13 protein-coding genes are annotated in these 14938 nt (G+C 57.7%); 1 reads left to right on the forward strand and 12 read right to left on the reverse strand.

The window, feature by feature from the left end; genetic code table 11:
• Positions 1 to 10: 10 nt before the first annotated feature.
• The 3 genes from CPH57_RS12060 to CPH57_RS12070 all read right to left on the reverse strand — a co-directional run bounded on the left by CPH57_RS12060 (position 11) and on the right by CPH57_RS12070 (position 2561).
• A complete protein-coding gene (locus tag CPH57_RS12060) occupies positions 11 to 880 on the reverse strand; it encodes a hypothetical protein (protein WP_096242375.1) in 870 nt (289 codons plus the stop codon).
• 108 nt (positions 881 to 988) lie between these two features.
• On the reverse strand, positions 989 to 1564 hold the full coding sequence (locus CPH57_RS12065; protein WP_096242376.1) for a LuxR family transcriptional regulator: 576 nt from the start codon (positions 1562 to 1564) through the stop codon (positions 989 to 991).
• A gap of 706 nt (positions 1565 to 2270) precedes the next feature.
• A complete protein-coding gene (locus CPH57_RS12070) occupies positions 2271 to 2561 on the reverse strand; it encodes a hypothetical protein (protein ID WP_004935318.1) in 291 nt (96 codons plus the stop codon).
• Between the two features lie 245 nt (positions 2562 to 2806).
• On the opposite strand from CPH57_RS12070, the gene CPH57_RS12075 reads away from it, so the two are divergent.
• Positions 2807 to 3034 carry a hypothetical protein gene (locus tag CPH57_RS12075; protein ID WP_004935320.1) on the forward strand — a complete coding sequence of 76 codons (228 nt, stop codon included), beginning with the start codon at positions 2807 to 2809 and terminating at the stop codon, positions 3032 to 3034.
• Positions 3035 to 3299: 265 nt separating this feature from the next.
• On the opposite strand, the gene CPH57_RS12080 is transcribed toward CPH57_RS12075, so the two are convergent.
• Genes CPH57_RS12080 through CPH57_RS12120 form a run of 9 tightly spaced genes read right to left on the reverse strand, consistent with a single transcriptional unit; the run spans position 3300 to position 14926 of the window.
• Complete coding sequence (locus CPH57_RS12080) at positions 3300 to 3653, reverse strand: DUF6277 family protein (protein WP_033632662.1); 354 nt, start codon at positions 3651 to 3653, stop codon at positions 3300 to 3302.
• Between the two features lie 25 nt (positions 3654 to 3678).
• Positions 3679 to 7158 carry a type VI secretion system membrane subunit TssM gene (gene tssM, locus CPH57_RS12085; RefSeq protein WP_069100817.1) on the reverse strand — a complete coding sequence of 1160 codons (3480 nt, stop codon included), beginning with the start codon at positions 7156 to 7158 and terminating at the stop codon, positions 3679 to 3681.
• A 35-nt stretch (positions 7159 to 7193) separates the two neighbouring features.
• Entirely contained in the window at positions 7194 to 8705 is a 1512-nt protein-coding gene (gene icmH / locus CPH57_RS12090; RefSeq protein ID WP_033643654.1) for a type IVB secretion system protein IcmH/DotU, read from the reverse strand.
• The gene (tssK, locus tag CPH57_RS12095; RefSeq protein ID WP_021505816.1) at positions 8702 to 10060 is read right to left on the reverse strand and encodes a type VI secretion system baseplate subunit TssK; all 1359 of its coding nucleotides are present in this window, start codon (positions 10058 to 10060) and stop codon (positions 8702 to 8704) included. Before tssK ends, icmH begins: the two co-directional genes overlap by 4 nt.
• A 1-nt stretch (position 10061) precedes the next feature.
• Positions 10062 to 10568, reverse strand: a complete 507-nt coding sequence (locus CPH57_RS12100; protein WP_033643655.1) for a type VI secretion lipoprotein TssJ — start codon at positions 10566 to 10568, stop codon at positions 10062 to 10064.
• Positions 10569 to 10577: 9 nt separating this feature from the next.
• On the reverse strand, positions 10578 to 10943 hold the full coding sequence (locus tag CPH57_RS12105; protein WP_033643656.1) for a PAAR-like domain-containing protein: 366 nt from the start codon (positions 10941 to 10943) through the stop codon (positions 10578 to 10580).
• 6 nt (positions 10944 to 10949) lie between these two features.
• Positions 10950 to 11564 (reverse strand): DUF3540 domain-containing protein, encoded by a 615-nt coding sequence (locus tag CPH57_RS12110; RefSeq protein WP_033643657.1) that lies wholly within the window; start codon positions 11562 to 11564, stop codon positions 10950 to 10952.
• Entirely contained in the window at positions 11557 to 12711 is a 1155-nt protein-coding gene (locus CPH57_RS12115) for a pentapeptide repeat-containing protein (protein ID WP_226886095.1), read from the reverse strand. Before CPH57_RS12115 ends, CPH57_RS12110 begins: the two co-directional genes overlap by 8 nt.
• Positions 12701 to 14926: a DUF2169 domain-containing protein gene (locus tag CPH57_RS12120; RefSeq protein WP_170852871.1), complete on the reverse strand. Its 2226-nt coding sequence runs from the start codon at positions 14924 to 14926 to the stop codon at positions 12701 to 12703. The genes CPH57_RS12115 and CPH57_RS12120 overlap by 11 nt, the downstream gene beginning before the upstream one ends.
• Positions 14927 to 14938: the final 12 nt, after the last annotated feature.

The following is a 14938-nucleotide window of genomic DNA, read 5'->3' on the forward strand; positions in this document are numbered from 1 at the left end:
CGTGCCCTGCTTAACGGCGATCCATGCGGCATACCCAAACCTCTTTCGGCATCAGCTCGCTTATCTTTTCTGAGTAATAACCGATCAGCATGTTGATGCGCTTTTCTGCAATGACCTCCGCCGCCTGAGCGCAAATCGACTTGTAAAAACCAATAGGGATCATCACTTTGCAACGGCTATGCAGGTGCCGACAAACGCCGATGGCCCAGGAAAAACACTCCCTGGAAGGATTGGAAATATCCAAAAGTTCGGCACACTCACTGGAACAGCCAATCACAGCGTAGAGATTGCCTTTATTGATATAATGAATTTTATGATACAGAGGATGTTTTTCAATATATTCAAATGCGCGATGATCTTTTTCTCGCCCCAGATTATTGATAAAGCTGGCCTGCCGCGCTTGTCCGCCCTCGGTAAAACGAAAGGCCATAAACTTATCAGGCTTTAAGGTTAATTCGACGAAGGGATAGATTTGCGTATTGGTCGTTAAATACTTTCTAAAAATCTTTTCATAAACCCTGATCTTCCTGTCATCGGAAAAGCAGATATCCGCCGCCACATCCGAACGCCTGGCCTGCAGGAAAAAATCTTTCAAGACGGTGGAAGATTTGACCTGACGGTGGATCCCAAGATCGCCAAGCATATTAACATTAAAAGAAAATTCATTGATTTTAAAAGGATAAAAACTGGATACAAACATCCCGAGATAACGTTCTTGATCCTTGTAAAATATGCCTGTTTTTTCCATCGGCGCCCCACAATGCGGATCGAGCAAATGCTTCCAGTGCAGGAAACGCTCCCCGCCCAAATCTCTGCCATAAAGCTCCTGCAATAATTTGAAATGATTATGAGAAACCGCTTCTCTCACAAAGACAGCCATGTTTTATCTCCCTATAAAACCGATTCCATGCCGGGCGGAAATCAATAAAAGATGACCGCTCAGCGCCGCTGATAATACGGCGCCGGACCGTTCGCGTCCTTTCCCTGATTAACAAGAGTCGCTGTGCATTTTTAACCAGCGCAAGAATTCAATATTATTATCGATGTTCAGTTTTCTCATAGCCGAACGTTTATGAATACTCACCGTTTTCGGGCTGATGCCGAGCAACATCGCCGTTTGGTTTTGTGAATAGCCCAGATGGATTAAACGGCACACTTTCCCCTCGCTAAAGGTCAACTGGGTACGACAACGCGGGCAATAGCTTGAAAACAAACTATTTTTCTTGCGATAGCAGAACATGACCTTGTCCACGATCGCCGCCACGCTGTCTTTGCGCGTAATACTTCCGGCTTCCAAATTGCAATGAATTTTAGGGAATGTCTTTTTATGCTCCAATATTGAAAAATAGAGCGGAATAGAAGAAAAGTTGCCCTGCAAAAGCTGGGTATGACAAAAATTTATGGACACCCGCTTGTCCGGCGCCCTGAATATGATGTTGGCACGTTCTTCTCCCGTGATCTTGGCCTTAATGCCATTCGTGAGAAAACCTTCTTGCAAGGCAAGACTCAACCCCAGCTTGAAGAATTGATTTTTATCCACAATAGCGATATTGACGCGCTCCATTAACAAACCTCCCTTTTGACTACGCTTGCTCACTCTCCTTACTGCAATATCATTGCTGTGATTATTTTTTGTTTTAACGTGCTTTTTAATAAAAAAGCGTTATAGGCGAAGCAAAAAAGACCTTGCCTCGCAAAAGTGCATTTTATATATAGGGTTATATAAATCATCTGCCCTGGAGAGCATACAAAAGCAAGACGCGGTAAGCTGCCGCGCTTCGCAAGGGAAATTGTTATCGTAAGATATATTTATAAGGCATCATTGCCATCAGCATCACGGTGCTAAGATTTTTCTCTGATACGTTAATTTTACTCCAAGAGCGCAATATATCCAGATAAATATCGAAAAAACACATAATATAGAATATAACATTGCGCGACATTGATTGTTAAGAGAATCCGTTTATGCATTAGGAATTTACTTATGATAAAGGCAGGATAATGCTTTTTTCGCACGAGGCGGCGGGGTCATCGCAGACCCTATTAAACAGAGTATAACCATATTCATTTTATTGTAAAAAAATTGCATAAAAAAAAGCTACACTTTATGGCAGTAAGTGATTCCCGCCCTTTCATGTAGACGGCAACAAAAAAGAAGAAGGCGAACCCATCGGCCGCCCGCGCAAGAAATGCCTGGTAGGAGTAAAGATTTTTCTGGAGTGATGCGCAGCGTAGAAAGATAACGCGGCATCGTTGACGAGCGGGATGAATTATATTTTTTTGATCCTCATCAATTTTTTAGCCTCCAGGCAGGAAACCAACCCGAGGTGATCTTTTTTTAGCTGCTTGTCGCTCCCAAGAGGAAGAATGACTTTGAACGTTTGCAACTTACCGTGATTATTATAGATATCAAAGACTATCACCGGCGGGCCATAACCCAGGATCATGCAGTCTAAAAACCGCAGAACGGCGCAGCCCAAGCGGCTCCTGGCCTCCCGGATGATTTTATCCGCAAGCTCATCATACCGGAAAGGTCTTTCCGGCGTCGTCAATACCTTCATAAGGTCTCCCTTCTGGTATATATCATTCCGATTTAAAATAATAACCTCATAAAACCGCCACCGTTCAAGGCGAGTGAGATATAAAAACCCAGGCTTCGGCAATATATAATCTAACGATGCAAAATCAATCTAACAAAAAACACAATAGTATAAAAAAACAGCGCGAGTTTTATTGAAAAAACGACCTAATTTGCAATAATGAAATTGCCTGAAGTAAAGGGCTAACTGAAAAAGGAGTTTCAATCATGAAAGAACTATCCGCAGTAGAAATTGAACAAGTTAACGGTGCTGGTTTTTTTGGTGACGTAGGCACACTGATTGGCAGTGCGGTAGGTACAGGTATTGATACCATTTCCGCGATTGCCGGTGTTAACCCGGATGCCAAAACCGTTGTCGGCACCATCGGTAAAGGTATTGGTCTGGCCGTCGATGCGCTGATTTCCAGCGGATTGCAGATCATCTCTAAACTGTAATAACAACTCATAATCATCCCTTCCTATTTTTTAATTCGCTTCATTTTAAGCACCTTCGCGGGTGCTTTTTTTTACATCAAAGAATCAAAAAATAGATAAGGTCAGAAAAACCAATATCCAAAAAAACAGGCTGGGTATCACCATGATAAAAAAACCCATGCGTTTATTGGCGTTTTTGAGCATCCAGTCATAGATCATCGCAACACTCCTTGTGAATACCAGGAGGCATTTCCGCCTCCCGGTATTTTATCCATCGAGTTTTTGATTACAGTTTCGGCACTTTGGAAAAGAAGTCCGCCATTTCGTGCGGGAACCCTTTCGCAATCGCCGGACGAAGATCGTCCATGGAAACATTAAAATCTTTCGGCTGCTCGCTCGTTTGCATTTTTTGGTGTGCGTTCACATTCGATTGCAGACCATTAAAAATGCCCTTCATATTGCCGAACATATCATCGCAAGATTTTGTCACATTACTCATGACCGACTTGGCCGCATCCGGCCCCGACATTTGAATATTGCTGACGCCTTGCATAAACGGTTGACTCAGCGACGATTGGGAATTGGTGCCCAAATTGCCGCCGGCCTTCATGGTTTCTAAAATTTTGGCTGGATCTAACATGTTTATCACCTCTTTACGGTTGTGTTTACATCGCTTTCGGGCACGAGAATCCTCGCAACGCCCGTGACCAAAGTGGGAAATCTTTCATCGTCGAGCGCAATTCCAGTTTGAGCACGCCCACCACCGACGACATCGACATCGTCAGCTCTCGCCTGTCGCTGGCGAGCGGCACGGGATTGCTGGCGTCGAACATCCGGAACAAGGCCCAGGGCCCGTCGAAACTGGCGACCTGGATCTGGCCGGTGCCGGTGCGGAAGGTGAGTCGAACATAGCTGCCGCCTTTCGGGCCCGGCCAATCGATACGGGTAGGCTGGCTGAAGCCATGGCTGTAGTTAATAACCTGCCCATCGATATCCAGGGTCGCCTCCGTAATGGTCGGCGTCAGGGACAACGGCCTGATGAACATGGAGAAGGACAGCTTGTCGCCGGCGGTGAAGAAGGTATCGCGGATCAGGCGGGCATTTTCAAACGCGCCCAGCGTGCTGGCATTGACGATCCCCTCTGAACCCGGTTTGGCATTCCATTTCTGCGCGTTGACGTCCACATAAGGGGCCAGGTTCTCATCGAAGAACTGCTGCATCGCGCCGCTTTGGCCAAACATGCGCGAGAAGTCCTCGATGCCGACCTCCGCTCTGGCGTTGCGCGAGAACGGATAACGCCCGCTGATGCTGCTCTTGCACAAGCCGGAGGCCAGCGACGAAGCGCCTTTGCTCAGGTTCTTTTGGCTCTGCTGAATAGTCTGGCTGTCCCCAACCTGCAACAGATCCATCATCACGCTGCGCACCGGTTCCGGCTGGCGCGCCGCATCCAACTGCAGACGCTTCAGCGTGCCGCCGGCGGGCACCACCTGGCCGCCGCGCAGCGAGGTGGACAAGGTGGTCAACTGGCTGTACAGCGCTTCGAAACTGCGGCTCAGCGGATCGTTGCTGGCGTTGGTGGTCTGTAACAGCTGATAGCCCAGACGGCGCAGCAGCTCGAAGCGATCTTCCACCGCGCGTTCCGGCGTGAGACGAAAACGCGCGCGCTCGCCGGAAATCTCGCCGAGGATGTCGCGCCGCTGCTGCTCGATGCGATTGCGCTGGCGATCGAACCAGCTTGCCGCATCGCCCTGGTTGGTGCCGGTCATGCTGGTTTCGCGCGCGGCGAAGCGCACCAGATTAGCCAGCGGGGAAGAAGGGTCGGACAGTTGACGCGCCAGGATCGCCGCATCCTCAAGCCCGTTGACCGGCCGGGCGCGCACGTCGCGCATGAAAGCATCCCATTTGTCGGCATACTCGATGAGGTATAGCTTCCTCGCCTCGTCGGCCAGCTTCTGCGCCGAGGCCAGCGAGTTCACCGCGTTTTTCCCTTCCGCGCTGTCGCGCAGCACCCAAGACTCTTCTTCGATCATGTCCTTGGCGGCGTCATCGAGCTGCGCCAGGAAAACGTCGCGATAGCTGGCGCGGGTATAGAACCCCGGCACGGCGGTATCGGTGACCGTCGCCTGGCTCTTGCGGCGCAGCATCAAGGAGACGTTCGGCCCGGCGGCGTCGGCTAACGAAATATCGTTGATCGCCGCCGGCAACGGTTTCTCTTCGATGCGGCGCACCACCCGCACCTGCATCGGAATGTTCATCGCTTTCACCCGCGCCAGGCGCAGCAGATCGCCGTTCATCTTCATGACCGGCGCGTCCGGCAAAGAGAACATCTCCCGCAGATGGTAAGCAAAGATGCCTTTGTTCATGTCGGTGTAACCCTGCGGCATAAAGGTTTCCCAGCGCGCCATGAACCAGTCGACCAAGGCTTCGGCGGAGCGGTGCGAAGGTTCGCCCATCATCAGGTACACTTTCAGGGTGCCGTAGACGTCCTTGTTGGACGCCGAGACGTCATTCTTGAGTTCGTCCGCGATATAGTTTTCCACCGCCGGCCAGAAGATCTGCAGCAAATGGCGTTGGTAGGTTTTTTGCGCCGCGCTGTTGATCAGCTTGTGCTCGAAATAGGGATTCGGCACCGGCGACACTTCGCCGCCCAATTGCGCGTTCATGTACCCCAGCTGCTCATAGGCGGAAATGACATCGTCGCTGACGCGGTTAGTCACCGGAATTTCGCGCACGATGCGCTTTGTCTCATCGAAGCGCGCCGCAATGTAGGAGATGTAATCGCTCTCCCACAGGTAACGCATCGCCAGCAGGTTAAACGAGACCGCCAACAGAATGAGCACCAGCACATAGCGGCCCAGGGAGCTCATGCGGCTGCCGAGCGGCCTGGCGTGCGAAGACTGCTGCATCACCCCGCGTTCTTGCCGGGCATAATCCAGCTCCGGGTGATAAATGCGCCCGGTCGGGCGAGCTTCATAGATATCCGCCGCTTCCGCGTTGTAGATCGCCCCCTGCGGCGGCAAGGCGATGGTGCTGCCCAGCCACACCTGCTGCAGATGGCAGGCGTAGCCCACCGGCGTTTGCGGGAAGATCTGCTCTAACAGGGAATACAACGGGTTGCCCAGCGACCCCAGCGATTCAGTGAAGAACAGCAGCTGTTGGCGGTTTTGGCTGTCCGGCGCATCGTGCAACAGTTCGAGCACGTGATGGCTGACGCGCGCCACCATCTCCCGGTAGAGGGTTTCATACTGCTCGAAGGGGGTTTCTCCCTGTTCGGCGCGGTTCAGGCTGAAGCCCATGCCTTTTTGCAACAGATCGTCGCCCAGCATGGACAGGAAGGTCTCGCCGCCGACCAGTTGATCGAGGTGGCTGATGGTGAGATAGACCGGCAGCTCGCTGCGGAACCACGAGGCCATCTCCAGCAGGCGAACGCGCAGTGCGTCGGCGACCGACTTTCTCTCCGTCAGCGAGGCGTGCAGCAACCAACGCGCATCCAGACACAGCATGATGCCGTCGATGCCCGGATGGCGGCGATGGCGGCGGATCAGTTTGAACAGGGTGTCGCGCGCCCTGGCGCCCTCTTCCCCCAGGCCGTTCAACTGCAGCCATTCGCCGGAGGTGTCGACATACACCGAATTCTCCGCCAGCCACCAGTTGCAATCCTGGGTCGGCCCGACGTCCACCGTCTGCTGCAGGCCATAGTGCTCAGCCAGCAAGAAGCGTTCGCCGCTTTCGCCGATCAGCGAGGTTTTGCCGCTGCCCGGCGGCCCGACGACCAGAAACCACGGCTTTTCGCTGACATAACGGCGCGTCAGGCGGTATTTGAAGCGCTGCCAAGGGGTGCGCTGCTTCGCCGTGCCGACGTACTGCAAGGTGCGCAAGGCGTCGTAAAAGCGCGAGGTCACGCGGTCTCGCTGGGCGGTCTTGCGTTTGGCCGGGGCCGGCGCTCGCGCGTGGCGGAACACCCAGGATAAGAACGTCGCCACGAACGGCCACAGCGCCCAGCACAGGATCAGCGCGATGATGATGCCCCTGACCCAGACCGACAGCAGCGGCCGATAGGTGCCGATGGCGATCAACGGCCCAATCCACCACACCACCGCACACAGCAGCAAGGCAATCACCAATATGAATGATCTACGTATCATATAATTTCCTTATTATCTCTACGCCGGCGGATGTCTTAGTTATCCTCGGGGACCTCGGCGGCTACCCCTGCCTGATTTAACGTTGCAGACGGTGAAGCCATCTCCCTCTCGCCGATTTTCCAAAGGATGTCCACGCGGCGGTTGCGGCGGCGCCCTTCTTCCGTCGCGTTGTCGTCCAGCGGCTCCTGATCGCCCTTGCCGACCGATGTCACGGTGCGGTTGTATTTACTGTTGGCCAAGGATTCGCGCAGCTTGTCGGCGACCGTCTGCGCGCGAGCCTCGGACAGTTTCAGGTTGGAGTTGTTGGAGGTGTTGCGATACGGTTTGTTGTCGGTATGCCCGATGACCTCCAGATCGCCCGGCCACGGCGCCAGCGCTTCCCCCAAACGCTCAATGTTGCGTTTCTTTTTAAACTCTTCCGACAGCTTCGACTGCCCGGTGGCGAACGCGCCGTCGGAGGTGAAGATCAACAGCCAGCCGCGCGGATCGGCGCGCACCTCCAGCCACCCTTCGCTGAGGATTTGCGGCAGCGGCTGCGGCAGCGTCTCCATGATGTTGATTTTACGCGGCTGCGGCGGCGTCCAGGCCAAAATGGCGTTGCGCAGCGCGCGGGACTGATCGTGCAGATACCAGGCGGCCGAGGCGTACGCCAGCAGCGCGATGGCCAGGCCGTAGCACAGCAGCTTCAGCGGCGTGATGCGGGTCGCCTTGCGCACCACGTTGCTCGGCTCGGCATCGGCCAGCGTCTGCGTCGGGTTCTGGCTGTACAGATAGCCGTCAAGACGGTTGCGCACGTCGGCCAACAGCACCGCGCCGCGTTCCATTACGTGGTATTGCCCTTCGAAGCCCAGCGACAGGATCAGATCGTAAAACGCCAGGATCTCCTTGTTGCGCGGCGAGGCGGCCAGATAGGCCTGCAGGTGCTCGAAGCACTTTTCCCCGCCCCAGGCGTCGCGATAAAACTCCACCAGCAGGCTGAGATTCAGTTCGCCGGATTCGAGCGTGCTCATGCAGCACTCATCCACGTAGGAGCACAGCAGATAGGCCAGCTTGTCCACATCGCTCGGCGCGATGTGATCCGCCAGCAGCGTCTGCTGAAACTGTTGGATCTCACGCACGATCTGCGCGCGCACCGCGCCCGGATTCAGCTGTTTCTGATCGCGCACCCGCTCCACCTGCAGCAGGACCGGGATAGCGGCGGCGATCAGCGGGTTGTCCCAATGGCCCATCATCACGCCGGGCTTGCTCAGCGCGGCGCGGCCGAACAGCCCGCTCGAGGTCGGCGCCGCCTCGGCCGGGCGCTCGCCCGGCGCGGGCTCGCTGCTTTCCGGCGCAACGCTTTCCGCTTCATAAGGCTTGGGTTCGGGGGGCGTCGCCACCCCGGCGCTTCCCGGCCGCAGCTTGGCGGCCAGCGCCCGCGCGCCGAAGGACAGCGCGGCGATCTCCGCCGTCGTTTTGCCCACCGAGCCGGACGCGGGAAGGCGCGGCGTCGCGTTGTTGCGCGTTACCGCCATCGCCTCGCGTATTTTTCTCTCGAATTCGTTCATCCCACCCTCCCTTGCCTTAATCCCCAGACGTCAAAACGCAGGTCGGGGAAATCACCCACGATGCTGAGCGCCATCGCCGAGCCGGCCATCATTTCCTTATAAATCGGGTCGGCATGATCAACCTCGAAATAGATGCTGTTCGGGTAATACGGTATGTGCCGCGGCGGCGAAGCCATCGGCAGCAAGCGAGCGCCCGGTAATTGCAGATCGATCAGCTGAATGATTTTCTCGACCGGCCCCAGTTTGACCTGCGCGGGGAAATACGAGCGCAGATGCTCGATGGACAAACCGCAGCTGACGGCGAACACCAGTTTTTCCAGGCGCAGCTGCGAGTCGTTCGGGCACAGATAAATGCTGTCGCCGCGATCGATAAACGGCAACGCCACCGCCGGCGCTTCGATCACCAGCGACAGCGCGCGGCGAATCGAGGCGAACAGTTGGAAGTAGCAGTTGTGCGGTTCATCGTGCAGATACACCAAATCAGCCCGATCCCAGAGGCGTTCGCCGCCGGGAATGATGCTGAGCCGCCCCAGCAGGCTCAGCAACGTGTCGAACAGGGTTTCAGGATGCACCTGCGGGCTGGCCAGCAGTTGGCTAATGCGCAAATTGAACTCGCTCAAGGTTTGCAGCAACAGCAGTTCCAGCAGCTCGGAAAGCCCGCCGATCGTCATATGCACGTCCGGGCGGAAAACCGACTCCAGACGCTGGCTGATCAGCCCAAGCAATTCGGTGGTGAACGCGGGCAGCCAGCCGATGGCGCGGAAATCCAGCATCGGCGGCAAGGCGCGCTCATCCAGCAGCACCCGACGATCGCTGGTCAGCTCGCGCACGAAACCGACCGGCAGCACGCTTTCCGCGCTGCTGACCGCGTCCTCCAGGCTTAGCCGCGTCACCAGGCTGCCCAGTTGCATCGTGCACACGCGCGGGGTCCCTTCCAGGCTGACGCCGTGGTTGCGATCCGGCACCTCGGCGTCCATGGTGCGAAAACGGCTGCTTTTTCGCGCATCCTGGATAAGATCGATCTGGGCGTTGCCGGCGATATCCATCAGCACGGACAGGCACACCACTTTCCCCTGGCAGCCTTCTCCCAGCACCAGCGGCGGCGGCAGCGGAATATCCTCAGGCATGCTGAACGCCGTGCCGTCGGGGAAAACGCCCTTGGCTTTCTTCAGCGCAAACTTGCCCTGTTCCAATAGCCCGTTGTCGATCTCCAGCGTCAGGAACCCCCAGGTGAAGGTTTCGACGCTGCGCAAGCGCGCTTCAATCAAGTGCTCGAAAAAACGTTCCTGCTGCTGGAAATGCTGCGGTTCCATCAACATGCCTTCTACCCAGGCGACGCGTTGTTTAGGTAACATGTCATTCATCCATTTTGTCGTTAGTCACTATGCTGAGTGACGTCATCCCCACCATCACCTTCATTTGCGAATCAGCCTGCGCAGGGGACTTTTGCTCGGCGAGCGGCAACACGCCGCTGATTTGCTGAAACTCCGCCCCGACGACGACCCATCGCTCTTGCCCCGCCGGCACCTCGAAGCGATAACGCAACGTCTCCCTCGGTTGCAAAATGCTCTGGTGCCGGCTCAGCGCCCCTTCCGACGGCGCCGTCTCGCGGCAAGGGGCGCCGTCGCCAATTCCCTCAGGCATCCACCCCGAGCGATTGGTTTCTATCACGCACACCTTGACCGGCTGCGCCTCCCCGGCGGCATTCGGGTTCACGTTGTCGTTGGCGGTCACCTCGACGTCGATAAACCGCAACCGACGCCCCGCATCCGCAGCCTCATCGTGAGAAAACCAGCTGCATCCGCCGAGCATCCCCACCGCCAACAGTCCCCCTGTCGCAATCCCCCGGAGCGTTTTCACCATGCTGAACTCCTATGCATTAACGAAACATTTGGTCTGGCTCGGCGCGACCTGAGTGCAGACCATGTTGTTGTTGTTCGTCGTGCTGGAATCACCTAGCCGCGTGACCGGCATGCCGCCGGAGAAATACTTACCCGATCCCTGCACCGGCTGCGCCTGGGCCGAATGCGTCCCCGAGGCAGCGCCGATCACTCCGCCCGAATCGGCGGTGGCCACACGAGTGGTGCCGAGGTTTTGTTCATTGCCGCCGGAAATGAAAATGTTAGGCACGTTCGGTATGCCGGTGTTGTTGGGCGAGGTGTTCGGGCCCGGCGCCGGTATCATCGGGTCGCAGCCGGCAAAGCCGATCCCGCCCATGTTGGTATTGGCTGCAGTCATGGTGGTTTACCCCATATGTATCTGGCCACCGTCGATCTTCAGCACCGCCGAAGACTTCAGGGAACCAATTTCACTGTTGATGACGAGGGATTGCCGCGCATCCTGAATGATGTGCTTGGCCAGCACCTCGTCGGTTTCCTCCACCCGCCGGCTCGCGTGCTTGCTGCGCACAAACAGGCGTTGAGAGATTTGGTGCAGCGTTTCGGCAACCCAACGGCTGCTGCGCGTCAGCAGCGTGAAGTGCGGGCTGCGCAGCGTCAGCCGCTTGCCGCCCTGCAGCTCGATCTCCGGCGCCACGATGCGCAAGTTGGCGCAGCGGCTGTCCAGCGTCATGACGGCGTTCGCCTGTTGCCGCGACAGGATCTCGGTGATGACCAACTTGTCGCCGTCGGCGATGACGCAAACGCGATCGCCCGCCAGCGGCTGAACCAGGCAGCTGGTGGCGACCGCCAGACAATGCGCGCGCATGCCATCGACATACAGACCGCCGTTGGCGTCGGCCGCCAGCGTCACCACCTTGCGCCCCCCTTGTTCGGGAAGCGGAGCGCTGCGCACCAACTGCAAAGGCGTCACCCTGGCGTTGGCATAGACCTTCTGATGCTCTCTTCTGGATTTATACATATCTGCTTACTCCTGTTGGCCGTTGATACGACGGTTGCCGCGGCCCCGGTTGTTGATGCGCATACCAGGCGTCGATCGCGCTCAAGAACGGATCGGCGGTAAGCGGCACGTTTTCGGCGCGATGACGCTGCGCGCCATGCAGGCGAGCGCTCTGTTGCTGAGCGGCGGTCAACGGCTGTTCGATCAGGTTCGCTTCCCGCAGTTCGGCCTGCTCAAGATTGGCTAACGCCAGATCGCACGCCCTGAATTCCGCTTGCGGCAAGATGGCGCGCCCCCAGTTGGCGCCGCCCATCGCACATTCGCTGAACCGGGCCTTCTGCCCCTGCGCCAGGATCAGCGTCGCGCGCTCGAAATCGCAGCGCAGCGCCTGCGCTTCAGCGAAGATCGCCGAGGTCAGATCGCTGTCGGCGAACGAACACCCCTCCAGCTCGCTGCGGTGAAAACTGGCGCCCTGCAGCTGTAGCTGAGCCAAAGTGCAGCCCGACAGGCGGCAGGTGAACCAGATGCGCGCCTGCCCCGCGATCGTCTGCCAGCTGCACGTCTCCAGCCGGCAGCTCCCCATGATGTGGCGCTCGAGGGTCGACGCCTGCCACAGGCACTGCGTGAGCTGGCAGGCGTACCAGTTGGCGTCCTGTATCACGTCCTGGTGAAACATCAGGTTGGTCAGGGTGCTGGACTGCACGGCCAGATGCCCCAGGCTGCTGCGTTCAATTTCCGCGCCGTTGACCTCGCACCGGATCAAACCGCAGTCATCCAGCAGACAATCGCCGACGTAACACCCCTGCAGCGTGGTGTCGTTGCACGCCAAATTGCACAGCAGCCCCTGTTGCAGCGTCAGGTTCTCAAACCGGCATTCGTTGAACGACAGGCACATCAGGCTGCCGCCGACCACGTTGACCTGCTGCAGGGTGCAGCCCTCAAAGCGCACCGCCCGCAAATCACAACCTTCAAACGTGACGCGTTCGAAATGACAGTCGATGAAAAAGCAGTCGCTCAGCGTCAACCCTTTCAGCTCGCGATCGTGGAACCGGCGTTTCTTGAAGATCCGCGGCATGGGCGGCGTCTGCGCCACCGCCTGGGCGACCTCAAGTTCGATCGCCTCTCGGTCAGGCAGCGCCTGTTGAATCACGCGGCTTTCAGTTTTCATGCACATAGTCCCCATGAATGATTCTGCGCGGCACCCAACACGCGCGCTCCAGCAGACAACCGCTGAACCGCGTGCCGGCGTCCTGCCAGGTCATCGCCAGATGCGCCGCCGCCAGATTGCACTGGTCAAATTCCGCATCGCGCAGATCGGCGTTATAAAACAGGCCTTGCTGAGCGCTGCTGTTTTGCCAACGTGAGTGCGTCAACAGGCTGTCTTTAAACCGCACGCCGGCCAGATCGCAGCCGGCGATCGCGCAGGCCGTCAGATCGGCCTCGTCAAAGTTGCATTCAGTGAAAACGCTGTACAGCAGTTGGCACCTCTCCATGCGCGCCGCTTTCAATCCCACTTTGGTGAAACAGCTATCGCTGAACACGGCGTGGGAAAAGTTCGCCTGCATGCCCGCCGTCAGGCTCTCGACGCGGCAGCGTTCGAACCGCACGCCGCGCCAGTTGCCGCCAAGGAACGAGTTTTTGGTGAGCGTCATCTCCAGCGCAACCGCCTCTTCGGCGAGGCAGCGGTTAAACACGCACGCGTCCAGCTCGCCTTGCAGAAACTGCGCACGAATCAGCGTCGCGCCATTAAACATGCCGTTGCCGATCGCCGCGTGTTCAAAGCGGCTCGCGGTGAAATCGCCCCGTTCGAAAACGCAGTTATCCAGCTTCACGTGGTCGGCGCGCAGCCCTTGCCCCTGAGGCTCCGCCAGCGTCACCCGTTCCAAGACCGCCTCTTGCCACACGCTTTCCGCCAGCAACGGCTTTTGCAGCGTGCACGAGATCATGCGGATCTGGCGCAGCGCCGCCTGCGTCAAATTGACCGCATCAAAAACGCAGTTTTCGAAGGTGCAGCCGTCGAGGGAAGCCTGCGAGAAATCGCAGCGCTCAAAGCGGCACTGCAGAAAATGCCGGCCCGACAGCGCCTCGCAGCGCAAACCGGTGAAAGTCTTCCCTTCCACGGTCGCGCTATCGGGGAAAAACGCGTCATTGCCGTCTTCAGCGGGAAGATCCGGCAAATCGGGCAACGTCACGGAAGCGGGCTCCGCCGCCGCTTGTTGCTGGTGCAAGGCGATCGCCTCGCGGATGCGTTGATAGAACACGGCGGAATCGCCCAGAGAGGTGGGCGACGGATCGTAACGCAAATCGCTGGGGTGATCCGACACCGCCTGGATGACGTTCAATCCCATCTCCGCCGGCATCAGATCCGGATCGAACAGAAACTCAAAGGGCGAGGCGTCATCGTCGCTGCGCTTGCGGAATACCTGTTGGAAATAGTCGAACGAGCGCGGCGCATCGCAGCGATCCAACGCCAGCATGACGGACTCGATGGACTCGTCCAGCAGATGCGTCAACGGCGCATTGCCGGTGAAGATAAGCAAAGCGATGTCGCTGTCGGGCAGGAACCACAGCGTTTTGCGCTGCAGCTCGATTTCCTCGAGGCTGTCGCTATCGTGACGGCGGATGAACGCCCGTCCGCGCACCGCCGGCAGCTCGCCGCGAATCGCCTCGCTTTGCGCGCCGACGCCCTGCAGCTCGAAGGGCACCCGATCCGGCCACGCCGCTTCCGGCAACCACTGCGCCGGCGGCGCCATCTGGAAATAACGCCGATCGATATTGGCCGGCAGCCCGGGGAATGCCGTCTCGAGATAGGCTTTGCCGGCGATCTGGCCCGCCACCTTATCGATGTGCGCCTTGCGCAGCGCAAACTCGTGCGGCACCGGCGCCGGCGCCGCCAGCGGAGAGCGCTCCTGCGCGGTCCCCTCGGCGGACAGCGTCATCAGCAGCGGCCGCAGCCCGTCATTGCAGCCGCGGCCAAACGGGTTCTCCTTGTTGTCTTTGCCGCCCCAGGCGGAGGTGTGATCCAGCGGCACGCTGAGGAAGGGTTCCACCTCCATCGCGCCGCGCCGTCCCTCGCCCTCGACCCGCCAACGGCGCTTCAGCCCGCCGATGTCGGCGCTGACATTCAGCGTTTTCACCGGCTGACCGATGCCGGCATGGCCGGCGATCAGGTATTCGGCGAACGGCTTCGGCTCGGCAACATCCAATATCGGCAGGCTGAGCGGCACGCGCTTCCATGCCTCCCAGATTTCGGCTTCGTTCACGAAGTGCTCAGGCCGGGACAGGTAGCATCCGGCCACGACGCTGATGCCGAGCCGGCTGTCTGTCCCGATCTGGTAACTTCCTTTAATCGCCACCAATTGCTGTGGCCGTATGATTCTCATTGCCGCGCCTCG

Origin of the sequence: Serratia sp. JKS000199, assembly GCF_900215455.1 — a bacterium.
Taxonomy (GTDB): Bacteria; Pseudomonadota; Gammaproteobacteria; order Enterobacterales; family Enterobacteriaceae; genus Serratia; species Serratia ureilytica.